Origin of the sequence: Kitasatospora sp. NPDC057936, assembly GCF_042887525.1 — a bacterium.
Lineage (GTDB): Bacteria > Actinomycetota > Actinomycetes > Streptomycetales > Streptomycetaceae > Kitasatospora.
Window position 1 is genome coordinate 1 of record NZ_JBHVPD010000120.1, and the last position, 21,014, is coordinate 21,014.

Consider the following 21,014-nt stretch of genomic DNA (forward strand, 5'->3'; position numbering starts at 1 on the left):
CCGTAGTTCTGGCCGGCCTGGCCGTAGGTGGAGAAGGCGCCGGCGTCGTTGTCGCCGACCATGACGATCAGGCCCGGGCCGATGATCGCCAGCAGCGTCTTGAGTCTCGCGGACAGACCGGTGCGTGGTGCGTTGTCATCGAGCTTGATGGTGCCGAGGGCACCCTTGATGTCGCCCACGTGGGCGTCGTCCAGCACCGCGCTGCGCGGGCCGGGAACCGTCGGGTCGAGCATGACGTTTGCCATGGTGAGTCCTCCCCGCCCCCTACCTTGAGGGGGCCTTCAGGAGGCACGCAGCAGCGATTCCCCTGCGAGCAGGTGCACCACAGCGCGCCGCGACGACATGAGGCCGTGCGGGACTGATGGTGCGTCAGGAAGACGCGCAGGGAAGGTTGTTACCGCGTGCCGGAGGTGTACGAGAGCATGCGGGGGTAGGGGCAACTGTGGCCCGGACTACTACAGTCCATGTTTCTCGCCTCCTCCCGGCCGGGGGCGCACCGACTGTGCGCCGCATCGACACGGCAAGGAGCGTCCCGGCGCGCGAAGGCGACCGGTACACCCCAACTCGTCAGAGCTTTGGCACTTCACGGCGTGATCCCCCTTGCGGGGGAAGCCACTTGGGATCAACCCTTAGGTCGGGAAGATCTGTCCTGAACCTGGGCGTCTCTCGACGTCGTCGGGTCAGTGGCCTGTGTCCGTGAAGACGCCTCACCGAACGAGGTGCCTGTTCAAACCTCGTAAAGCGTAGACCCTGTGGAGCTGCGCGCCGACCACCTTTGCCTAATCTTGACGCACAGGGCTTGAGCAAACGATGGCGACGGTGCCGCTCAGTGCTCGCTGGAGAAAATCTCCTTCACCTCGCGGACCGCGTAGTAGACCAGCACGTAGCCGGGGAGCGGTCGAGCAAGCTGCCGTGGGCCCGCGCGTGAAGGTGGCCTTGTTCAGCCGGCCGGGAAGCTGTCGGTGCCGAGGACGTTGAGCAGCGCCAGTTTTTCGTGGCTGTCGCTGCCGGGTGTCGCGGTGAAGACGAGCAGGGACTGGGACTGGTCCGGGTCCTGAAGGGTCTGGCAGTACAGGTCGAGGCGCCCGACACTCGGGTGGACGAAGCGTTTGGCGTCGCTCCACCTCAGGCCGACCTCCTGGCGGTCCCACAGTGCCGCGAACTCCCCGCTCTCGCGCACCAGGCTCGCCACGAGGCGGGCGGCGGGCGACCGGGGTCCCTCCCGGGTGGCCGCGGCCCGCAGGAGTGCGACGTTCACTCGGCTGTTGAGCTCGTGGTCGTCGGGGAGGTAGCGCTCGCGGGCGGTCGGATCGGTGAACCAGCGGTAGGGGGCGCTTCGGGCGGCTCCGGTGTAGTGGGTCTGCTCCCCGAGCAGGGCCACGGCGGGGGCCGTGAAGCGGCCGGTCGCGGATTGCGCGGCGGCACTCCGGGCGATGTCCTCCGGGCTTCCACCGGACGCTTTCGCGACCGTCGCCGCGACGCCGTCGTCGCCGAGCCACAACGACGTGGACACCGGCCCGGGGCTGACCGTGTTGACGCGCACCCCGCGCGGACCGACCTCCTTGGAGAGGGCCTTGCAGAAGTTGGTGAGCGCCGCCTTGGCCGCGCAGTAGTCGATGACCATCGGATCGGGCAGGAACGCATTGATCGAACTCACCGTCACGATCGAGGCGTTGCCCCGGTCGATCAGGTGGGGCAGGGCGGCTCGGGTGGTGCGGACGGCGGCGAGGAAGTTGACCGTCAGCGCCTGGGTCCAGTCGTCGTCGGTGACGGACGCGAACCCGGCCAGGCGGGGGTGTACGGCGCCGACGTTGTTGACGAGGATGTCCAGTCCCCCGAACCGGGAGACCGCTTCTTCGACCACGGACGCGGGGCCGTCCGCAGTGGTGAGATCGGCGGAGACCGGATGCACCCGCGGGGCGAGGTCCGTCAACGGACCGGTGATGCCGCGCGCCACCGCGACCACGTTCACGCCCTCGGCGGCGAGTGCCTGCGTCACGGCGAGGCCGATTCCCTTGCTGGCACCGGTGACGACGGCGACCTTGCCCGAGAGACGCAGGTCCATCACGGACTCCTCAGGTGGTGGAACGGCAGTGCGGCCTGTGGTGCGACCGCGCCGTTCACGGCGGCGAGGCGCCGGTGAGCGGACGCCTCGCCGTCAGGCCGAACGGCTGGGGCATGGGCAGGTCCGGAAACCGGCCCCGGACCGCAGCAGGGTCAGGACCGCTCAACCGCGTCCTCGAACTCTCCGGACATTGCGGCTCCTCGCTGTGTGCCCGGCCCGCGCTTCCCGGCCAGGATTCCAGAGAGTCCCGGCTGCCGCCTCCCGGCCGCGGTCTTCGAGATTGAAGACCAACCAGGGCCGGGCCCCTCTCGGCACTCGCTAGTGGATCATCCCCTGGGCGACGCTGTCAGGCAGGGCGGCGAGCCAGGCGGTCAGGATTCGGTTGATCTCGGCGGGTCGTTCCTGCTGGATCCAATGGCCGCAGCCGGCGAGCACGTGTGAGGCGACCAGGCCGGGCAGGGTGGCGGGGAACGCCTCGATCGCATCGGCCAGCCACGTGGTGGAGGCGTCCAGGCCGCCGCCGACGAACAGGGACGGCTGGGTGATCGGGGCGCCGTCGAAGGCGGCCAGGTCCTCCCAGTCCCGGTCCATGTTCCGGTAGCGGTTCAGTGCGCCGGTCAGGCCGGTCCGCTCGAACTCCCCTGCGTAGACGTCGAGATCGGCCTCGTCGAGCCACGCAGGCAGCCGGCCCGTCGGGAATCGGTCGCGCAGCGTCCCGTCCTTCGCGACGAAGTGCGGGTCCGGCGCGTGGGGCGCGGGCATGGTGTCGGCGGACAGTACCGCGTAGAACCCGGCGAGCCAGGCGCGCACGTCGGGCTCGATCTCGGCCTCGGCCCGGCCCGGCTCCTGGAAGTAGGAGACGTAGAACTCCTCGTCCCCGCCCAGCCGCCCGAAGACCTCACTCGGCCGAGGGCCGCCGCGCGGGACGTAGGGCACGCTGAGCAGCCCCACCGCCCGGAAGAGGTCCGGCCGCACCAGGGCCGAGTTCGCCGCGATGGTGGCGCCCCAGTCGTGCCCGACGATCACCGCGGACCGCTCACCCAAGGCCTGCACCACCGCCGCGTTGTCCTCGACCAGGTCGAGCATCCGGTACGCGGTCGAAACCTGGGGCCTGGAGGAGCGACCGTACCCTCGGACGTCGATCGCGACCGCCCGGTATCCGGCGGCGGCCAAGGCCGGCAGTTGGTGGCGCCAGGAGTACCAGGATTCCGGGAAGCCGTGCACGAGGAGCACCAGCGGCCCGTCACCCTGTTCCACCAGGTGGATCCGGCCCGCCGGAGCGGAGACCAGACGGTGTGTGAGTTCCGGCGCCTGTCGCGGCATGAATCCTCCGAGGTCGTCGATCCGCGGGCACCGAACCGGCGCCGCAGTCCGAACCGATCCTGTCGTCCGTGCCGCGACCGCAGCCAGCATTGTTGCCGGTTCAGCAAATCCCGCCGACCCCGACCGCGGACCAGGCCGGAGCCCCTGGCTGGTCCGACGGTCGCGCGGCTTCAGCCGGATGTCCTCCGGGATCCCACCCATGGGGACGGGCCCGACGATGGGCCCGCCACCCGGTCCGCCGCCAGGTCGCTCCTCGACGACGGACTCCGCGCGCCTCGTCGCGCCTCCGCGCTACGCCCCTGCGGCCGTCATGCGGCCGACGGCCCTGATGACCTGCCGCCGGGGAGCCAGCCGGGCGAGGGAGGCCATGACGCGGTTCATGCGCCCGGCGATGACGCTCGGCGGCGGGTTCCGCCGGTCCAGGGCGGCCAGGGCGGCGCGGACCACGTCGACGGGTGCGGCGAGCCTCGTGCCGCCGGCGGCCCGGTCGGTGCCGACGACCTCGAAGAACTCGGTGCGGGTCGCGCCCGGGGACAGCGCCAGCACCCGCAGCCCGGTGCCGCGCGACTCCTCCCAGAGCGCCTCCGTGAGGCTCAGCACGAACGCCTTGGTCGCGCCGTAGAGCGCCATCCGCGGGTTGGGCTGGTAGGCGGCCATGCTCGCCACATTGACCAGGACTCCTCGGCCCGCCGTCCGCAACCGTTCGATGAAGGCGCGGCTGATGTCGGCCACCGCGGTCACGTCGACGGCGATTTCCTGCCGCATTCGGGCCGGGTCGGCCTCGTGGAAGAGGCCGAAGGTGCCGAATCCGGCGTTGTTGATCACGCTGGTGACGTGCAGGCCGAGTTGGTCCACCTGCCGTACCAGCCTCTGCCCGGGGTCTGCCTCGGCCAGGTCCACCGCCAGGACGTGGACCCGGACGCGGTGGCGGTCGCGCAGTTCGCCGGCCAGGGCCTCCAGGCGGTCCCTGCGGCGGGCGACCAGCACCAGGTCGGAGCCGCGGGCGGCGAGCTGGCGGGCGAACTCGGCACCGAGACCGGCGCTGGCGCCGGTGATCAGCGTGGTCTGGCCGTGGTAGTCGACGGCTGTCATGACAACTCCCTTGCGTGCAGTAACTGCCTGGCTGGCAGTTAATGCCAGAAAGGCAGCTACTGTCCAGAGGCGGGGTAGTCTGGGTTCCCATGACGACCTTGTGGGACCGATCGCGGCAGGCCGCCGTCCAGGAGATCCTCGACACGGCGGTCCGGCTGTTCGCCGAACAGGGCTACGAGCAGACGACGATCGCGCAGATCGCCCGCGAGGCGGGCGTCTCGCAGCGCTCCCTGTTCCGCTACTTCGGCACCAAGGAGGACCTGGTCTGCGGCGACCAGGACGCGCTCGGCGAGCTCCTGAAGCGGACCGTCGAGCAACAGCCCGCCACCGTGTCCGCCTGGGACGCCCTGCGAGCCGGGTTCGAGACCGTCCTCACCGCCAACCACACCCCCGAGCGAGTGCTCGAACTGTCCCGTCTGATCTTCAACACCCCGTCCCTGCGCGCCCGTTACATCGAGAAGCGGCTGAACTGGCAGACCCAGCTCGTCCCGGTCGTCCAGGCGCGACTGGGCACCGCCCCCGGCCAGGGGCCCGACCCGCGCGCCAAGGCGATCGTCGCGACGGTCTTCGCCTGCGTCGACACGGCGAGCGAGCTCTGGGCCGAGCACGAAGGCCGGCTCGACCTGACCGACCTCTACGACCAGTGCCTCACCGCGGTCAGGGGCGACGGCTGAGGCACCAGCCCGGCAAGCGGCACAGCCGTTAGTGTCATGTACGGGCCACTCAAGTCCTTCTTCTCGGTCAAAAATCGGGCGAGACGCGCACGCGGCCCGGTACCGGCGGGCGATCCGCTCCGGGCGGCCGGAGAATGCCGGATACCGGGGGCCGGGTGTCGGACGGATCCGAAGGGACGTGAGCCGGTGCAGACGGTGGCGGTTGAGGACTGGGCGGCCGACTGGGCACGGCGGGCCAGGGAGCTCCCGAACGGGCGAATCGTGGCAGGTCTGCTGGTCGACCTCATCGCCGATCCGCGGCAGCACCTCGCCCGGACGGCGACGTTCCCGGTGACGGCCGCGGCCGTGGCCCTGCGCGTCGAACCCGGCCTCCTGCGCACGGCCCTCCAGGACCTGGCCGACGCGGGCCTGCTCGAACTGGACTGCCACGAAGCGTCAGGGGCCACGGGCGAGTTCGCCGTCGTGACCCTCACCTCCCCGACACCGCTGCGCGCACCGAAGCGCCCACGCCACGACGCTGGTGACACGGCCCCCGAACCCCACGGCCGACCCTGGCCCTCCGACGACGCACTCGGCCCGCCCGAGCGGACGGGGCGGCCGTGACCTGGTCCTCGCCCGAGGACAAGGAGGCGGTGCGACGGGTGGCAGCCAGGCTCAAGATCTCTCACCCCTGGGCCGCCCCGGCCACCGTGGACGCCCTCTCGCGAGTGCCTACGCCGAACTGCGCGACGCCACGGCCCGGGCGTTCGCCCCGGTCCTGACGGAGCGCCGCGCCACTCGTGGCGTCCGCATTCCCTGGGAACGGCTGCCACGGCTCCCTGCTTCGTTCCGTTCCGGAGCGATGAGTAAGGTGCAGGCCGGGGGCCGAGGACGGACTGAGAGCACAGGTGTGGCGTGCGCATTCTCCTGCTGGGGCCCGTGGAACTGCGGACCGCCGAGGGCGAGCCCGTCCATGTCGGCGGGGGCCGGCGGCGGGCCGTGCTGACGGCGCTCGCCCTGGAGGCGAACCGGGTCGTTCCGGTCGAGCGGCTGCTCGACCTCGCGTGGGACCACGACCCGCCGTCCACCGCGCGAGCCGCCCTCCAGGGGCACATCGCCCGGCTGCGCACGCTCCTCCCCGACGGCCTCCGGCTCGACACCCGCGCTCCCGGCTACGTCCTGCACGCCGACCCTGACCTGATCGACGCCCACCGGCTCGCCCGGCTCCTCGACGAGGCCCGCGCGCACGCCCCTGACGCCGCCGGTGACGCGGCGGCCGTGCCACTGCTGCGCGAGGCGCTCGCGCTCTGGCGCGGGCCCGCCCTGGCCGACTGCGGCTCGGAGGCGGTCCGTGGGCTCGCCGCCGGACGGCTGGAGACGCTGCGGGTCGAGGCGCTGGAGGGGCTCGCCGAGCGGTCGCTGCGGGCCGGCCGGGGACGGTCGGTGACGGCCGAGCTGACCGCCGCCCTGACCGGGCACCCGCTGCGCGAGTCGCTCATCCGCCTCGCCGTGCTCTGCCTCCACCAGGAGGGACGGTCCGCCGAGGCCGTCACTGTGTACGGGGAGGCCCGGCGCCGGCTCGCCGAGGAAGCCGGGATCGACCCCGGCCCGGCGCTGCGCGAGGCGCTGGCGCAGGTGCAGTCCCTCCTCGCGGAGGTCTGCGCCCCCACCCTCGCTACGGTCCGGTTGCCGCGCGAGCCCGGCCGGTTCGTCGGCCGCGAGGCCGAACTCGCCCGGCTGAGCGAGCACTTCGGGGGCGACGGCGGACCCCACCCGCCGGTGCTCGTCACCGGCCCGGCCGGCGTCGGCAAGACGGCGCTCGTCCTGCGCTGGGCCCACCGGCACGCCGCCGCCTTCCCCGACGGGCGCGTCGCCGTCAACCTGCGCGGCTTCGACGAGACCGAGCCGCTGCGCCCGGAGGAGGCGCTCGCGGAGCTGCTGCGCGCTCTCGGCGCCGACGAGGGCGCGATCCCCGCCACCGAGGAGGAGGCCGGCGCCGCGTACCGGAGTCTGCTGGCCGGCCGCCGGGTGCTGATCCTCCTGGAGAACGCCCGGGACGCCGAACAGGTGCGCCCGCTGCTGCCGGGCGAGCCCGGCTGCGCCGTCGTGGTGACGAGCCGGCACCGGCTCACCGAACTCGTCGTGGGCGAGGGCGCCCGCGCGCTTCCGCTCCCGTCGCTGGACGCCGACGACGGATTCGGCGTCCTCGCCGGGGTCGCGGGCCTGGCCCGGCTGGAGGCGGAGCGGGAGGCGGCGCAGCGGGTGGTCGAGCTGTGCGAGGGCCTGCCGTTGGCGCTGCGGATCGCGGGTTCGCGGCTGGCGACCCGGCCGCACTGGCGGGTCGGGACGCTGGCCGGGGAGCTCGCGGACGAGCGCTCCCGGCTGGCCGCGCTCGCCACCCAGGGCGCGTTGAGCGTCGCGGCGGCGCTGGAGCTGACGGTCCGGACGCTGCCCGCGCCGACGGCGGAGCTGTTCCGGCTGCTCGGTGTGCACCCGGGGCAGCAGGTCGACATCACGGCTGCGGCCGCGCTGGCCGGCACCGGCCCGCGGGCGGCGGCCGGGGCGCTGGAGCTGCTGCACCTGGCGCACCTGGTGGTGGAGGTGGTGCCGGGCCGGTTCGAGCGTCACGACCTCGTGCGGCTGTACGCACGGCAGGCGGCCGAGGAGTTGCCGCCCGCGACCCGCGACGCTGCGCTGGCGCGGCTGTTCGACCACTACCTCGCCGCGACGGCGGCCGGCCTGGTCCTGGCCCGGCCGGACGCCCGGCACCACCGCCCGGAGTGGCAACCGTCGGGCGGCACACCGGAGTTCGGCACCTCGGCGGACGCGCTGGCGTGGTTCCGGGCCGAGGAGCCCGCCGTCCGGGGCCTGATCGCGCTGGCCTGCCAGTGGGGCCGGCACGAACACGCCTGCCGGATGGTCGAGAACGCCGGCTACCTCTACCTCGACGCGGGCCTGTTCCGCGCCTGGGAGGAGGCCGCCCGGCTCGCGCTCACCGCCGCCGAGGCCGCCGGCACCGCCGGGGCTTGGCCGCACCTGTACTCCAACCACAGCATGTCACTGGGCTGGCTGGGCCGGCGCCGGGAGGCCCTGGAGCAGTCCGCGCGGGCGGTGGCCGTCGCGGACCCGGAGAGCCGCCCGGTGCTCCGGCACCGCTACCTCAGCATGCGGACCAGCTTCATGAGCGACCACGGCGGGCCCGGGGACGTCCTGGACGGATTCACGGAGACGGTCGCCGAGGCCCGGGCCGCGGGTGACGACCGGTCGCTGTCCCAGGCCCTCAACAACCTCGCCGACGCCCTCCGGCTGGCCGGGCGGGCGGCCGACGCCCTCGCCCCGATCGAGGAGTCGCTGGCCCTGCTCGCGGGCCGGGAGGCGGACCCGTACCTGGTGATCTCGACCAAGACCCACGCCCAGGTGCTGCGCGAACTCGGCCGCCCCGACGAGGCGGTGGCGCAGATCCACCGGGCGCTGGAACTCGGCCGGGCCCAGGGCAACCACGCCCACGCGGAGTTCGACTTCGCCGATGTCATGGGCCAGGTGCTGTACGACCGCGGGCGCACGGCCGAGGCCCGCCTGCACTGGGAGCGGGCGCTCGAACTCGCCACCGAGCAGGGGCGGATGACCAAGCAGGTGGAGCGGGTGCGGGCGCAGCTGGCGCAGTGCGGGCCGTCGTAGGGTCTGCCCCTCGGGCTCCCCGGGGAGGTCTCGGGTCCGCGTGCCCGTCCAGCCCGGGGAGGTGGCCGGGCGGGGCTGTGGGCCTTCCGGCTGGGCCCTGGCGCCAATCTGTCCAAGCTCACCTGGGACACGCGGGGGTCGCCAGCCACTCATCAGGGGAGCCTCGCTCACGCGAGGCCCGACGACGGGATCAGACGGTGAGCACGAGCTTGCCCTGGAGGTGACCGCGGTCCAGCAGCCGGTGCGCGTCGACGACGCGCTCGAACGGGAACGTCTCCTGCACGTGCACCCGGAGCCTGCCCTGTTCGACGAGTTCGACGAGACCTCGCAGGGCGACCGGATCGGGGTCGACTGCGATGCCGCTGAAGCGCAGGCCGGCCGCCTCGTACCTGGCGGCGAGCTCCGCATCGTCCTCGGCGACCGCCGTCACCAGGTGACCGCCCGGGCGGAGCACTGCGAGCGACCGCTCGACGGTGTCGCCGCCGATCGTGTCGAACACGACGTCGATGTCGCGGACCGCCCGAGTGAAGTCGACCGCCGTGTAGTCGATCACCTCGTCGGCGCCCAACCCCTCGACGAACGTCCGCTTGCTCCCGCCGGCGGTCGCGATCACGTGCGCGCCGAGCGCTTTCGCGATCTGGACCGCGACGTGGCCGACCCCGCCACCGCCGCCGTGGACCAGGACACGGTCCCCCTCCGTCACGCCGCCCAGGTCGACCAGGCCCTGCCACGCCGTCAGCCCGACGACCGGCAGCCCCGCCGCCTCGACGTGGGAGAGCGACGCCGGCTTGCGTGCCAGGTGCAACGCCGGCGCCGACACCACCTCGGCGTACGCGCTCGCCGCCCGTGGGAACAACGGCATCCCGAACACCTCGTCGCCGGGCCTGAACCGCCACGTCTGCGGCGCCTCCTCGACCACGCCGCTGATGTCCCAGCCGAGGACGAACGGCGGCCGGCCGAGCAGCGGGAACTCGCCGGCGCGCAGGCGCGCCTCCAGCGGGTTCAGCCCGATCGCCTTGACGCGGACGAGAACCTCGGTCGGGAGGGGGCGGGGCTCGGGCACGTCCACGATGGTGAGCACCTCAGGACCGCCGAGCGTCTGCTGGGTGATTGCTCGCATGACTCTCCTGGCTTCGTAGGGGGGAGGGAATCCAGGCTAGGTTTCCGATAGGAACCGGCAGGTACCTTTGGCGCCATGAGCGGTTTCGGTCCCGGCGATCCCTTTCTCTCCGACTGTCCGGCGCGTCTGGCGGTCGAGCTCATCGCCGACAAGTGGACCGTGGTCGTGCTCTACGGCCTCAGCAAGGGCCCGGTCCGCCACGGCGAGCTCATCAAGCTGATCGGCGGCATCTCCCGCAAGGTGCTCACCCAGACGCTCCGCCGGCTCGAAGCGCACGGACTCGTCCGCCGCCACGCCTACGCCGAGGTGCCACCCCGCGTCGAGTACGAGCTCACCCCGCTCGGGGCGACGCTGATCGATCCGATCCACGTGCTGACCGAGTGGGCGAGGGCGAACGGCGACGCAGTGCTCGACGCACTCGACGCCGACCCCGAGCCGGTCGCCCCGAGCGACTGAGGCCCCTGCCAGGGCACCGAGCATCCTCCCGGCCGCTTTCAGGTATCGCCCGGGGCCAACGGCCGTGAACAGATCGGGCCCGGCGGGCCGTGCAACCTGGCGGACACCGTCATCCGGGGAGAGAAACGTGACCACTACGGCGACACCGAGGCAAACGGCTCTGGTCTGCTGCGCGGCGGCCCTCGGGCTCGTCGTGACGGGACTCCTCGCTGTGTGCGTCCCGCCGCCCCCGCCCGTGCCCGCGCCGCCGAGGCCGGTCGGGGTGGCAGGACCCGCCGCGGCCGACGACCCGGCCCGGGTTCCGTCAGGGCCGGCCCGCACCGGGGTCCGGCAGGTCCTGGAGGCCGCTGCGGACGTCGACGGGGGCCTCCGGTGAGCGGGAACGGGACCGGCCGCCCGAAGCCCCCCGGCGTGCAACTCCCCTGGATCGCCGAGGAACCAGTCCCGCCCCGGCCCACGGCCGCCGAGCGGCTTCGCACGGCCGTCGACGTCGTCGCCGCGCGCCTGCCGCTGAACCTGCGCCGCCTCGGCGACCGTTCGCGCTGGGACGCGCGCCGGGTGGCGATGGCGGCATCGATGGCCACCGGCGTCGTCCTCCTGATCGCCGTCCCCTTCCTCAAGCCCGGCGCCACCGCCGGGGACCCGGCCGCGGCCGCCGCACCGACCGGCAGTTCGCCCTTCGGCACACACGGCCGGGCGCACCCGCCGACGTCCTCCCCCACCGATCCGGCCGCCTCGCCGGACCCGGCGCCGTCACCGAGCCCGTCCGCCACAACGGTGGAGAGCCCGTCGGCCACGCCGTCCGCAACCGACACGCACCCGCCGTCGCCGACGGCCGTGCCCGCCCGGTCCAGCGCCGCCGCCACGCCGTCGGCCGCCACAGCCACGCCCGCCCCGGCGGCGCCCACCTCGGCGGCACCGCCCGCACCACCCGCGTCGCCTGTGCCGCCCGCGCCGCAGCCCGCCGGCTTCCGGGCCGTCGCCGGGCCCGGCTGCTCCGGCCCGGGCGCGCGCTACCAGGAGGTCGGTGCGTTCCACCAGGGCACGGACGGCTGGGTGACCGTCAACAGTGGCGGCTATACCGGCGACTCCTGCAACGGGCAGTACGACGCGGTGCCGATGTCCGGCGACCGCGCGAAGGACGACAACAGCACGTACGCGCTGTGGACCTTCGACGTCGGCGCGAGCGCGGCCGGCTGCGCCGTCTCCGTGTACGTGCCGGACTCGACGTCGGTCCAGCAGGTCGGCGGTGCCCCCGCGTACTACACGGTGGCCGGCGCGTCCGGCGCCGACCTCGGCTCGTTCACCGTCGACCAGGTCGGCCGGCACGGCAGTTGGGTGGACGCGGGCACCTTCCGCCCCCAGGGCGGCCCGCTGGTCGTCCGCCTCCACAACCGCGGCCAGGACTGGACGGGCTCCGGCCAGCCCACCCACGCCCACCTCGCGGCGGCCGCGCTCCGGGTGACCTGCCAGGGCTGATGGTTTCGCAGTAGGGCACCGTCCTGCCGGCCGAGACCGCCCGTAAGCCGGGGCGGGACGCGGCGATGTCGACAGCACCCTTGCCGCAGCAGGCCCCGTGCATTCGCGGCGATCCGACACGATGACTCACACGTGGCAGTGCAGGCCGACCAGGAGGGTGTCGCCCGGGAGGTCGACGAGGTAGCGGTCGACGTGCTGCTGACCGTCCGGCAGCTCGGGCCGGTGCGGACAGTCATCCCGGTGGCGGCAGGCACCGTGCGCGACCGGTCCGCCGTCCTCGTACCACCAGCCGCCCAGGGAGAGCACGTTGCGTCGGGGCAGGGCCCCGGCCGCCCGCCCTTCGACGAACCGCTCCCGGGGTTTCTGTCCGACCTGGACGACCGGGTCGGGGAGGAAGAGGAAGTTCGAGGAGTACCGCGCGGTGGAGAGCCCGGCCCGGTGCTCTTCGAAGGCTCGCAGCAGGGGCTGGGACCAGTAGTCCGCCGCGGCCCGTTCGCGGGAGTAGGCGCAGCCCTCGGTCACATGGCGGCCGTAGTACACGTCATAGGGCTGGGCGGCGGGCAACTCGGCCGCCGACCGGTGCCAGTGCAGCCAGACCGCGTCCGCCAGTTGCCGGGCCTCCTCGGTGGAGGCCCCGAAGTCCAGCAACTCGCGCGGCCCGCCGGCGCACCAGCCCGCATCGTTGACCGGCGACTCGACGTAACCTCCCCAGCGGCTGGGGTGAGGAGCGACCAGCCGAGGATCCGTCTCATGGCCGGGCAGCACGTTGAACGCGCGGCCGACGATCCGCCAGGAGTCCCAGATGCGGTTCTCCTCCCGGCCCGGGGCATCGAGGTAGAAGGGCTCCATCGCCTCGGCGACTGCCTCCTCGACCCGCTCGGCCGCCTCCGCCGGGAGACACAGGGTGATGCTCGTACCTGCCACCGCGGCATCAGACCACTGCGTGATCGGCGTCGGCAACCGAGATTCTCCGCCCGGCAGTTGGTGACGCGGCGGGGGCTCGGCTGTGGATGGCAGGTGAAAGCTGGAGGGTCTGGAGCTGCTGGACGCCGGTGATCTACTTTCGGCGAAGCGAGAGCACCTCAGGCCCTGCCCTGGGCGTCGCGGACCGCGCATGCAAGGATGTCGCCGTGCTGATCCGAAGGAGCAATGCCGCGTAGGCGGCCGAAGGGGCTGCGCGCTTCGCAGTGGCAGCCCGGACGAGGTGCGCCGGTTCGCATCCGCGGCGTGTCCGGGCTGACCCGTGCCGCCATCCGACGGTTGGAGCACGACCGGTTGTGGACCGGCGCTGTGGCCGGTGCTCTCGCTGAATGCCGGCGGTATCTGAGCCAGTCCGGACGTGTCCTGCCAGAGCCCGAGACGGGCTGTGACGAGTGCAACCCGATACTCGCGCGCGACCTCCTGCAAGCGGTGCTGGTGTGGCTTCCCGTGGGCGCCAGAGTCGATCTCGGTCGACTGGTCGCACGTCTTGACGCCGAATTCGATCGCCGGACCGTGCTGCGCCCCGAGCTCTTGATGTCCGACAGCCCCTGGGGCGTGGAGGGCTCGTGGCGGAGCCGACTCCTCGATGGTTGAGCCCGAGTCGCGGGGCCCAGCGGGTGGCCTGCATGCAGCTCGACCTTCGCAGGCTCCAACCTGGGTAATCGAGCCCCCGGAGCAGGGGGCGCCGAGCACGTCGAACGACCGGCTCAGTGGATGTGGGCGCCGCTCGGCTGGAGTTCCCTGTCGCGCGTCGTCTCCCGTTGTCGCCAGGCGCCGGGTGGTTCGCCGTGGTGGCGGCGGAAGGCGGCTGCGAAGGCGTAGGGCGAGCCGTAGCCGACGTTGCGGGCGATGCTCGCCAGGCCGAGTTCGCCCGTGCGCAGGTGGTCGCGTGCCAGGGCCATACGCCAGTCGGTCAGGTACTGCATGGGGGTCTGGCCCAGCGCGTCGTGGAAGGTGCGGGCGAAGGCGGCCCGGGACAGGCCGCTGATCGCGGCGAGTTCGGGGACGGACCAGGGGTGGGCGGCGTCCTCGTGCATGGCCTGGAGGGCGGCGCTCAGGCGGGGGTCGGTGGAGGCCCGGTACCAGCGGGGCGCGGTCGGGCTACGGCGGAAGTCGCTGCGGATGGCGAGCACCAGGAGGACGTCGAGGAGCCGGTCGAGCACGGTGGCCTGCCCCGGTTCGGAGCCGGCCAGTTCGTGGGAGAGCAGGGCGATCACGTCCCGCAGCGGATCGCCGACGGCCGCTTGCAGCGTCAGGACCCGGGGAAGTGCCTCCAGCAGCCCGTTGCCGATGTCACCGGAGAACCGGTAGGCGCCGCAGAGGAACACGGTCGACCCGGGCGTGTCCGCCTCCCCGTCGTGGGCGTGCCGTGCCCGGAACTCGTCCGGTTCGAGGCAGTCGGTGCCGGGTTCGTGGCCGATGTAGTGGTCCGTGCCGCCGCGTACGAGCGTCACCTCGCCGGGCACGAGTTCCACCGCGCGCGCCGGGTCGTGGGCGTCGAACCACAGCCATCCCCGACCGCGGACGACGGTGTGCACGGACAGCTGGATCGTGCCGGCCAACCGCAGCCCCCACGGGGGCTCGGCGACCGTCCGGGCGAAGACCGCCCCGCCGGCGCGTGCCCGCGCAAGGTGATCACGCAGTAGGTCCACCCGATCAGTATCGGCAGAGCGACCACCGAGGGCAACGATCGGAGCGTTTGACGTAAAAGAACGAGCGATTCACACATTGATCCGCTCACCACCCCACGCCCACGATGAATCCATGACTGGATCACCGCACACCACGCTCGTTCTCGGCGGAACCGGCCGCACCGGCTCGCTCCTCGCGAAGCGGCTCGCCGATCGGGGGCGGGACGCCCGCACCGCCGCCCGCCACGGCGCCGACGTCCTGTTCGACTGGGACCGCCCGGCCACCCACGCCGACGCCCTGCGCGGCGTCGACAGCCTCTACCTCGTCACGCCCGTCCTGCGGGCGACGTACGCCTACCAGGTCGCGGCCTTCCTCGACCTCGCCGAAGCCGCCGGCGTGCGCCACGTCACCTACCTGAGCACCTACGGCGCCGACGACGCCCCACCGCAGATCGACATCAAGGCCGTCGAAACCGACCTCGCCGCCCGCACGGGCATCACCCACGCCATCCTGCGCCCCGCCTGGGTGATGCAGAACTTCACCGACGCCCATCTGCCCGTCGCCGACAGGGCGATCACGGTCCCCACCGGCAGCGGCACCGAGGCCTTCGTCGACGCGGCCGACATCGCCGCCGTCGCGGCCGAGACGCTGCTCGCCCCCGAGGTCCACGCCGGCGCCCGGTACGCGCCCACCGGACCGCAGGCCCTCACGGTCGGCGAAGTCGCCGACATCATCACCGCCGTGACCGGACAGCCCGTCACACACCACGACCTCGACCCCGAGGCCTGGATCGGCGGCGCCGTCGCCGCCGGAGTCGTCCCCGCCGACTACGCCGTGATGCTCCGCTGGCTGACCGACAGCATCATCGCCGGCAACGGGTCCACGCCCAACGAGGACGTCGAGCAGGTCACCGGCCGTAAGCCGACCTCCTTCCGGGAGTTCGCGCGGCGCAACGCCCGCGCCTGGGCCGCACGGGCAGGTGCGTGACCATGTCCATCGACAACCTTGAGGACTTCGCGGCGCTGGACCCGTTCTTCCGGATCGTCCGGGAAGGCCTCGCGGGCCTGGTCGACGGCGATCACTTCTTCGACCTCCTGGCCGAGGACGTCGTCGTCGAGTACGTGGTCTCCGTCCCGGGCTACCCGCGCCGCGTCCAGGGCCGCCGGGCGGTCGCCGACCTGTACCGCGGCTACGGCGACGCGATGGTCCTGACCGGCGCGGACGAGCTGGCCGTCCACCGGGACCCGGACGGCTCCGTGGTCGTCCTGGAGTACGCCGTGCACGGACGCGCCGTGCGCACCGGGCGCCTTTACGACAACCACTTCGTCTCGGTGATCACCGTCAAGGACCGCCAGGTGACGCACTGGCGCGACTACCTCGACCCCGTCGCCGTCTTCCGTGCCCTCGGCTGGCCGGCCGATCCCCGCTGACGGGGTGAGCCGCAGGGGCGCACGAATGCTGCCGACCGTCCGGGTGTGCCGGTGCGGCCGACCGCTCGGGGCCGCGGGCTTCTACCGGGCCTGCTCGGCCTCCCTGCGGCGGCGCGTACCGATCATGCCGAAGCCTCCGCCGAGCACCAGCAGGGCTCCCGCGCCCTCGACGAGCATGCTCGTCGCGTCACCTCCGCCGGTGGACGCCAGGGGCTGGCCGTTGCGGGTGTCTCCCTCGGCTGTGGCCGCCGGGGCGGCGGCGACGGTCGTGGTGGTGGCGGCAGTGGTAGTACCGGTGGGAATCGACTGACCGCGCGTCGGATCTGCGGACGGCAGGGTGGAGCCCGTTGCGGGGGCGGTTGACGGGGCGCTCGGCGTGGCCGTCGTCGTCGGCTGGGCAGTCGGGCCGGCCGTCGGACCGGTCACCGGACCCGCCTCCGGGGTGCAGTCCGCGGTGGGCGCTGCCGTCGGCGAGGCGTGCTGCTTCGACGGGGACGCGGCCGAGCTGGTGGGCCTGGACGTCCCGTGCTTCGGCTGGTCGGCCGTCGGGCTGCCGGACGGGTCGCCGTCGTCCGTCGGCTCGGCGGAGGCGGTCGCCGCGGCGCGCCGGGCCTCCTTCGTTCCCGCCTCGCCGCCGCCCTCCGTCGGTTTGGCCGTCTCTGCGCGGCGAGCCGTCAGGCGGGTCCCCGGCATCGGGCTCACACCGGGCACCGGCGACTCACCATCGTCCGCCAGCTCGGCGGAGGCGGTGAGCCCGGTCGAGGGCTTCGAGCCGGGGCAGTGCGAGCCGCCGCCGGTCGGCTCGGACGGCGCCGAATCGGCGTGGTAGCCGGCCACGATCTTCGTGAACTCGTACGGCTCCTGCTGGATCCCGCCGCAGACCGAGGCGGCGTCCTTGGTGAACGCGCCGGCGCAGGGCCGGTCCCGGTTGACGGCCCAGTAGGTGAAGCGGGCGAGGTGGTGGGAGGCGGCGAAGTCCCGCATGGCACGGAAGTCCGCCGGGCTGACGACCTCGTCCGGGCTGTCGGAGTGCCCGTTGATGGACGACAGGCCGGAGTGCCGCCACGCGGTGTCCTGGTCGTAGCCGTACGCGCGGACGAGGGTCTGCTGGAGCCCGGTGACAGCGGAGACGGTCGCGTCGACCATCGTGCCCAGGTGGTTGTCGAAGTCGAACGGCATGACCACCCAACCGTCCACCTGCACACCGGCCTTGGCGGCCCGCGCGATCAGGTCGGCGCCGGAGGCGTCAGGGCCGTTCAATTCGGCGCTGAAGGTGACGAAGACCCGCAGGCCGGGGTTCTTCGCCTTGACCGCGCCGAGCGCGTCCACCACCCGCTGGCGGGCGTCGGCGTGGCTCAGCTCGGTGTCCTCGATGTCGATGTCGATCGCCTTGAGCTGGTAGGCGTCGATCACCTTCTGGTAGGCGGCGGCGAGTTGGGCGGAGCCCGCACACTTCTCGCCGAGCTTGGCGCCGTCCCAGCCGCCGAAGGAGGCCACGACGTCGCCGCCCGCCGCGCGGATCGCCCTGATCTTCGCCTCGTCCTGGCCGCCGCTCAGCGGGCGCTGCCCGTCCCACTTCGGATCGCAGCCCTCGCCGGCGAGCAGGAAGGCGAGGGTGAACTGCTTGAGCCCGGTCGCCTTCATCACGTCGACCGGGTCCTGAGCATCACCCCAACCCAGGTACTCGTAGGCGGCGTTGAGGCCGATCGGATCGACGGTGGCGGCCGGGGCGCCGTTCTGCGCGACGATCAGGACGCCACCGGCCGCGATCGCGGTGGCGGCTGCGGCGATCCGACGACGACGGCTGAGCCGGTGCTTGGGCATGACGGGGGCGCTCCTGAACTGGGACGGAACCGGGGGACGGCCGCGAGGAATCCGACGCGAGGCGCACACCACGGACGGCAACCGGCACCCGCCCCGGGTTCCGCCACCGCCCACGGGGAGGTCCTCGCCGAGGGATACGGCGCACCACCCCCGGCCGGTTCACCACCGGCTCCCGCCGTCACGCCGAACGGTGGGAACCGCCACGACATCACGCAGTTCCCCCCACTACCGGCCGCGCTCCCCACATCCGCGGCGGTGGCGTCCCCTGGAGCGATGCAGCAGAGCGTCCCCAGGACGAACTGGTCAGGCCCGGCCGGCCTGCCGGCCGGAACCTCGGCCGTCCCCCCGCCAACGCCCGTCCGGTTGTAAGTGGACAGGTCAAGATCGGCGTACGTGATACCACCAGCAATAGCCCGCCGCGGCGTCGCCGCCCCTCCGGGATGCTCGACCCAGGCGGTCCGGGACGGCTTCTGGATCTGCCGCTGACGGTCCGACGATCAAGACCCCGCGCCGGCCGCTCCAGCGTTGTCTCCTCGCGGCAGCCAGGGTGGATCTGCGGCCGCCCGGTTTCGGCTCCGCGGCGACGTGCTGACGATCGATGACCGGGTCGTGCGGGTCCGGACACGGGTCGATCTGCCGGGGTGACCACATGCCAGGACGAAATTCGGGCTCCCGGAACAGATGCTGCCATGACCGTGCCGGGGTGTTCGCCGGAACGGCGGTCGTCGCAAGCGTCGTTGCGCTGAACCAGGGCGAGCGAGGGGCACCCTTTATGGCCACGGCGTTGGTCACATGCCGCGCTTCGGACCGTACATCCGCGTGGGGCGGCTATCGGGTGAGATCGGGAGCAGTTCGAGCAACACCGGGCCGGGGCAGAAGGCGGAGCTGTTCGGGCCGACCATATCCTCGCCGGCCAGGTAGCGGTAGAGCCATTCGGCGAAGCCCATCCGGTACTTGTACCAGGATCCGTCGTGCTCCACCTCACAGATCCGCTGCCCTGTGCCATCGGGCAGTGGCGCCAGGATGACGTATTCGCCGCGGTCGGTGCCGGTGACGGGGATCAGGCCATCCTTCGTCCCGAGCCTGACCTCCTGCAGGCAGAGGGCGGCGCGGATGTTCTTTTCCGGTTCCAGCCAGTGCTCCCGGTCCCAGTCAAGGGTCGGCCCAGACTCGGGAGGTCTCGCGGATCTCCTTCCTGGGGTTCCAGCGCTCGGTGGCCGGGTACGAGAGGTACCGGTGCCCCTTGATCTGCATCGGCAGGTAGGCGTCGAGGACCTCCTTGTAGTCCTCGGGGAGGCCGGTGCCGATCTCCGCTTCCAGATCGGTCCAGGCCTGCGGGCTGGCCTATCGGTGCCGAGCAGGGTGGTCAGCCGCGGCACGGCATCGGCGGGATCGCCCTCGATGTCCCACAGGGCCTTCGCAGCTGCGAGGCGCAGGTCCGGGTCCTCTGCGCCGGCGAGCGGCCGGACCGTCTCCAGCGCAGGTGCGGCGACGCTGCCGATAGAGGCCAGTGTGTGGAGGGCCACGGCGGCGGTGCGCCACTGCTGCTGCTCGACGGCGGTGGTCAGGGCCGTGGTGAGCGTGGGTACGCCTGCCGGGTCGGCGAGCCGGTTGAGGGAGGCCATCAGCGCGGTGGCGGATCCCCAGGGCCAGGAGAATTCGGCGTCGGCAGGCGCCGGGTCAGCCTCGGCACCAACTCCCCGGCGGCCTGCGGCAGGTAGCTGGCGGCCCGCACGGCGAGCCAGTCGTCGGTGCCAGTGTCGAGCGCCGTCAGCAGGCCCGGGTAGGGCCCGCTCGTCGCCGAGGCCGGCCAGCGTCGTGACCGCCTGCTGGCGGGCCCGGCGCAGCAGCAGGTGCGGTGCAGCCCAGACGTCAGGGCCGTGGTAGTGCGGTGCGCTTCGACGAGCGCGACGAGCGCGACGAGCGCGACGAGCGCGACGAGGGGCTGCGCGTGCGGGTGCGGCGATGGCGGCGGAGAGCTTGCCGAGGGTTTCGGCCGCGGCGGCGGGGTGCCCACGGTCCGCCGGCCGGGCGTCGCCCTTCGGGCCCGGGCTTGGGCTCCGATACGGGGGCGGGCCGCTGGAGTAGGGCGGTCGCCGTCGGGACGAGGCCGGCGTCGATCGACTCCGGCGCGCAAGCGGCCCGGTGGTCCAGGGCGGCGAGCCGGACGTCGGCATCGAGCGCTTGGTCCGTGGCCAGGGAGGTGAGCCATGCCGATCACGGCGAGCAGCCGCTCGCGACCGCCAGCAGCACGGGCGACAGCGCGATCACCCGGTAGCCGTCATCGAGGAATATCCCCAGAGCCGGGATGACGGCCTGCCGTAACCGTGGATCCGGGTCCGCCGTGTATCGAACGAAGTCCTCGACGTGCTCGCGCGTCCGGGACACGACCTCCGCTTGGGGGGCGTCGACGCGTAGCCGGACGGACTGTCCAGTAGACGCCGTCGGGGTCGCAGCCCAACGCCGCGCCGCCGCGGGTGAGCGCACGTGCCACAACATCTGGCCTGTCGCTACTTAGGTTGGTTGGCTCGCCCGTTCGATAACCGGCCCGATCTGTTGTCCGAGCGGATCGTTGGCCAACGGCAGCGGGAGGTGCGGCCGCGAGCCATGGTGAAACCGGGCCAAGGAATTCCAAGGCCATGAAGTACACGTGGCGAGGCATCAGCAGACTGAAGCCTCGCCACGGCGGTACGGGCGGTTCTAGCTGGCGGAGTGGTCTCCGGACTCGACGTACGCCGTCAGGGCGTCCAGCACGGCTTGCGCGCTGGCAGCGGCCTGGCCGTCGAGGCCTGCGCCATGCTCCTTTTCCGTGCGCTCGCCACCGATATTCCCTACGACCCAGCTGATACAGCCCGGCCTTTCCCCCGTTTTATCCCGACAGAATCCCTCAATGACTTTTCGCAGTTCAGCAACGGGAAAGGTGCTGGCTGGATCCATGACAATAGGAGTGTGCGGATCTGAGAGTACATTCGGATCGACTGCCGGTGGCACGGGATTATCGGATACCCAGATAGAGTCATAGACTCCACCTTTCCTGGGATAATTCCGACTCGCGAGCCAGATGACCCCACCGAATCCAGTCGATGTGTTCACCGACACGACGAGTGCACTATCAGGGAATGATTCCTCGTCGGTGCGATTAAAATCCAGTGCGAACCAGGCATTGTCCCCATACTTCAGATCCGCCAACACCCTGCCGATAAGGCGATCCTCTTCCTGTCGAGTCTTCGGGTGGTGGCTCTCGCCGTCAACGTGGATGGTCAGGATCACTCCGCCGCCTT

Annotated in this window: 18 protein-coding genes, 1 pseudogene and 1 riboswitch; of the genes and pseudogenes, 8 read left to right on the forward strand and 11 right to left on the reverse strand. The window is 72.5% G+C overall.

Features of this window, described 5'->3' with window-relative positions:
• The 4 genes and pseudogenes from ACFVU9_RS39985 to ACFVU9_RS40000 form a co-directional block, all read right to left on the reverse strand.
• Window positions 1-245: pseudogene (locus ACFVU9_RS39985) on the reverse strand (manganese transporter); the annotation flags it as partial.
• A gap of 306 nt (window positions 246-551) precedes the next feature.
• Window positions 552-726, reverse strand: a riboswitch (M-box (ykoK) riboswitch).
• A gap of 214 nt (window positions 727-940) precedes the next feature.
• Window positions 941-2,065, reverse strand: a complete 1,125-nt coding sequence (locus ACFVU9_RS39990) for an SDR family NAD(P)-dependent oxidoreductase (protein WP_387602122.1) — start codon at window positions 2,063-2,065, stop codon at window positions 941-943.
• A gap of 318 nt (window positions 2,066-2,383) precedes the next feature.
• Window positions 2,384-3,388, reverse strand: coding sequence for an alpha/beta fold hydrolase (locus ACFVU9_RS39995; protein WP_387602125.1), 1,005 nt, complete (start codon window positions 3,386-3,388; stop codon window positions 2,384-2,386).
• A 291-nt stretch (window positions 3,389-3,679) separates the two neighbouring features.
• The gene (locus ACFVU9_RS40000) at window positions 3,680-4,480 is read right to left on the reverse strand and encodes an SDR family NAD(P)-dependent oxidoreductase (protein WP_380438859.1); all 801 of its coding nucleotides are present in this window, start codon (window positions 4,478-4,480) and stop codon (window positions 3,680-3,682) included.
• Between the two features lie 89 nt (window positions 4,481-4,569).
• On the opposite strand from ACFVU9_RS40000, the gene ACFVU9_RS40005 reads away from it, so the two are divergent.
• The 3 genes from ACFVU9_RS40005 (at window position 4,570) to ACFVU9_RS40015 (ending at window position 8,811) form a co-directional block, all read left to right on the forward strand.
• Entirely contained in the window at window positions 4,570-5,154 is a 585-nt protein-coding gene (locus ACFVU9_RS40005) for a TetR/AcrR family transcriptional regulator (protein WP_380492520.1), read from the forward strand.
• 261 nt (window positions 5,155-5,415) lie between these two features.
• Entirely contained in the window at window positions 5,416-5,757 is a 342-nt protein-coding gene (locus ACFVU9_RS40010; RefSeq protein WP_387602128.1) for a hypothetical protein, read from the forward strand.
• A gap of 291 nt (window positions 5,758-6,048) precedes the next feature.
• The gene (locus ACFVU9_RS40015; protein WP_387602131.1) at window positions 6,049-8,811 is read left to right on the forward strand and encodes a BTAD domain-containing putative transcriptional regulator; all 2,763 of its coding nucleotides are present in this window, start codon (window positions 6,049-6,051) and stop codon (window positions 8,809-8,811) included.
• A gap of 190 nt (window positions 8,812-9,001) precedes the next feature.
• On the opposite strand, the gene ACFVU9_RS40020 is transcribed toward ACFVU9_RS40015, so the two are convergent.
• Window positions 9,002-9,931: an NADP-dependent oxidoreductase gene (locus ACFVU9_RS40020; protein WP_387602134.1), complete on the reverse strand. Its 930-nt coding sequence runs from the start codon at window positions 9,929-9,931 to the stop codon at window positions 9,002-9,004.
• A gap of 75 nt (window positions 9,932-10,006) precedes the next feature.
• On the opposite strand from ACFVU9_RS40020, the gene ACFVU9_RS40025 reads away from it, so the two are divergent.
• Window positions 10,007-10,387 (forward strand): winged helix-turn-helix transcriptional regulator, encoded by a 381-nt coding sequence (locus ACFVU9_RS40025; protein ID WP_387602137.1) that lies wholly within the window; start codon window positions 10,007-10,009, stop codon window positions 10,385-10,387.
• A 411-nt stretch (window positions 10,388-10,798) separates the two neighbouring features.
• On the forward strand, window positions 10,799-11,866 hold the full coding sequence (locus tag ACFVU9_RS40030; protein WP_387602140.1) for a hypothetical protein: 1,068 nt from the start codon (window positions 10,799-10,801) through the stop codon (window positions 11,864-11,866).
• A 126-nt stretch (window positions 11,867-11,992) separates the two neighbouring features.
• Here ACFVU9_RS40030 and ACFVU9_RS40035 read toward each other — a convergent pair whose 3' ends face one another.
• The gene (locus ACFVU9_RS40035) at window positions 11,993-12,790 is read right to left on the reverse strand and encodes a hypothetical protein (RefSeq protein WP_387602143.1); all 798 of its coding nucleotides are present in this window, start codon (window positions 12,788-12,790) and stop codon (window positions 11,993-11,995) included.
• Window positions 12,791-13,093: 303 nt separating this feature from the next.
• Between ACFVU9_RS40035 and ACFVU9_RS40040 the strand changes: the two genes are divergently transcribed.
• Window positions 13,094-13,441, forward strand: coding sequence for a hypothetical protein (locus ACFVU9_RS40040; RefSeq protein ID WP_387602146.1), 348 nt, complete (start codon window positions 13,094-13,096; stop codon window positions 13,439-13,441).
• Window positions 13,442-13,554: 113 nt separating this feature from the next.
• Here the strand turns inward: ACFVU9_RS40040 and ACFVU9_RS40045 are convergent, their stop codons facing one another.
• A complete protein-coding gene (locus ACFVU9_RS40045) occupies window positions 13,555-14,499 on the reverse strand; it encodes a cupin domain-containing protein (protein WP_387602149.1) in 945 nt (314 codons plus the stop codon).
• A 112-nt stretch (window positions 14,500-14,611) separates the two neighbouring features.
• On the opposite strand from ACFVU9_RS40045, the gene ACFVU9_RS40050 reads away from it, so the two are divergent.
• Together ACFVU9_RS40050 and ACFVU9_RS40055 are read left to right on the forward strand one after the other, a co-directional pair.
• Window positions 14,612-15,466, forward strand: a complete 855-nt coding sequence (locus ACFVU9_RS40050) for an NmrA family NAD(P)-binding protein (protein ID WP_387602152.1) — start codon at window positions 14,612-14,614, stop codon at window positions 15,464-15,466.
• Window positions 15,467-15,468: 2 nt separating this feature from the next.
• Window positions 15,469-15,909: a nuclear transport factor 2 family protein gene (locus ACFVU9_RS40055; protein ID WP_387602155.1), complete on the forward strand. Its 441-nt coding sequence runs from the start codon at window positions 15,469-15,471 to the stop codon at window positions 15,907-15,909.
• A gap of 81 nt (window positions 15,910-15,990) precedes the next feature.
• Here the strand turns inward: ACFVU9_RS40055 and ACFVU9_RS40060 are convergent, their stop codons facing one another.
• The 4 genes from ACFVU9_RS40060 to ACFVU9_RS40075 all read right to left on the reverse strand — a co-directional run bounded on the left by ACFVU9_RS40060 (window position 15,991) and on the right by ACFVU9_RS40075 (window position 21,003).
• The gene (locus ACFVU9_RS40060) at window positions 15,991-17,733 is read right to left on the reverse strand and encodes a hypothetical protein (protein ID WP_387602158.1); all 1,743 of its coding nucleotides are present in this window, start codon (window positions 17,731-17,733) and stop codon (window positions 15,991-15,993) included.
• Window positions 17,734-18,521: 788 nt separating this feature from the next.
• Window positions 18,522-19,358, reverse strand: a complete 837-nt coding sequence (locus tag ACFVU9_RS40065; protein WP_387602161.1) for a HEAT repeat domain-containing protein — start codon at window positions 19,356-19,358, stop codon at window positions 18,522-18,524.
• Between the two features lie 592 nt (window positions 19,359-19,950).
• Window positions 19,951-20,121 (reverse strand): hypothetical protein, encoded by a 171-nt coding sequence (locus ACFVU9_RS40070; RefSeq protein WP_380438829.1) that lies wholly within the window; start codon window positions 20,119-20,121, stop codon window positions 19,951-19,953.
• Between the two features lie 312 nt (window positions 20,122-20,433).
• Window positions 20,434-21,003: an Imm1 family immunity protein gene (locus ACFVU9_RS40075; RefSeq protein WP_380438827.1), complete on the reverse strand. Its 570-nt coding sequence runs from the start codon at window positions 21,001-21,003 to the stop codon at window positions 20,434-20,436.
• Window positions 21,004-21,014: the final 11 nt, after the last annotated feature.

What these genes read in the sequence shown, in the direction of transcription:
- ACFVU9_RS39990 (WP_387602122.1), bottom strand. Translation starts at nt 2,065, where the DNA reads ATGGACCTGCGTCTCTCGGGCAAGGTCGCCGTCGTCACCGGTGCCAGC.
- ACFVU9_RS39995 (WP_387602125.1), bottom strand. Translation starts at nt 3,388, where the DNA reads ATGCCGCGACAGGCGCCGGAACTCACACACCGTCTGGTCTCCGCTCCG.
- ACFVU9_RS40000 (WP_380438859.1), bottom strand. Translation starts at nt 4,480, where the DNA reads ATGACAGCCGTCGACTACCACGGCCAGACCACGCTGATCACCGGCGCC.
- ACFVU9_RS40005 (WP_380492520.1), top strand. Translation starts at nt 4,570, where the DNA reads ATGACGACCTTGTGGGACCGATCGCGGCAGGCCGCCGTCCAGGAGATC.
- ACFVU9_RS40020 (WP_387602134.1), bottom strand. Translation starts at nt 9,931, where the DNA reads ATGCGAGCAATCACCCAGCAGACGCTCGGCGGTCCTGAGGTGCTCACC.
- ACFVU9_RS40025 (WP_387602137.1), top strand. Translation starts at nt 10,007, where the DNA reads ATGAGCGGTTTCGGTCCCGGCGATCCCTTTCTCTCCGACTGTCCGGCG.
- ACFVU9_RS40050 (WP_387602152.1), top strand. Translation starts at nt 14,612, where the DNA reads ATGACTGGATCACCGCACACCACGCTCGTTCTCGGCGGAACCGGCCGC.
- ACFVU9_RS40055 (WP_387602155.1), top strand. Translation starts at nt 15,469, where the DNA reads ATGTCCATCGACAACCTTGAGGACTTCGCGGCGCTGGACCCGTTCTTC.
- ACFVU9_RS40060 (WP_387602158.1), bottom strand. Translation starts at nt 17,733, where the DNA reads ATGCCCAAGCACCGGCTCAGCCGTCGTCGTCGGATCGCCGCAGCCGCC.
- ACFVU9_RS40065 (WP_387602161.1), bottom strand. Translation starts at nt 19,358, where the DNA reads ATGGCCTCCCTCAACCGGCTCGCCGACCCGGCAGGCGTACCCACGCTC.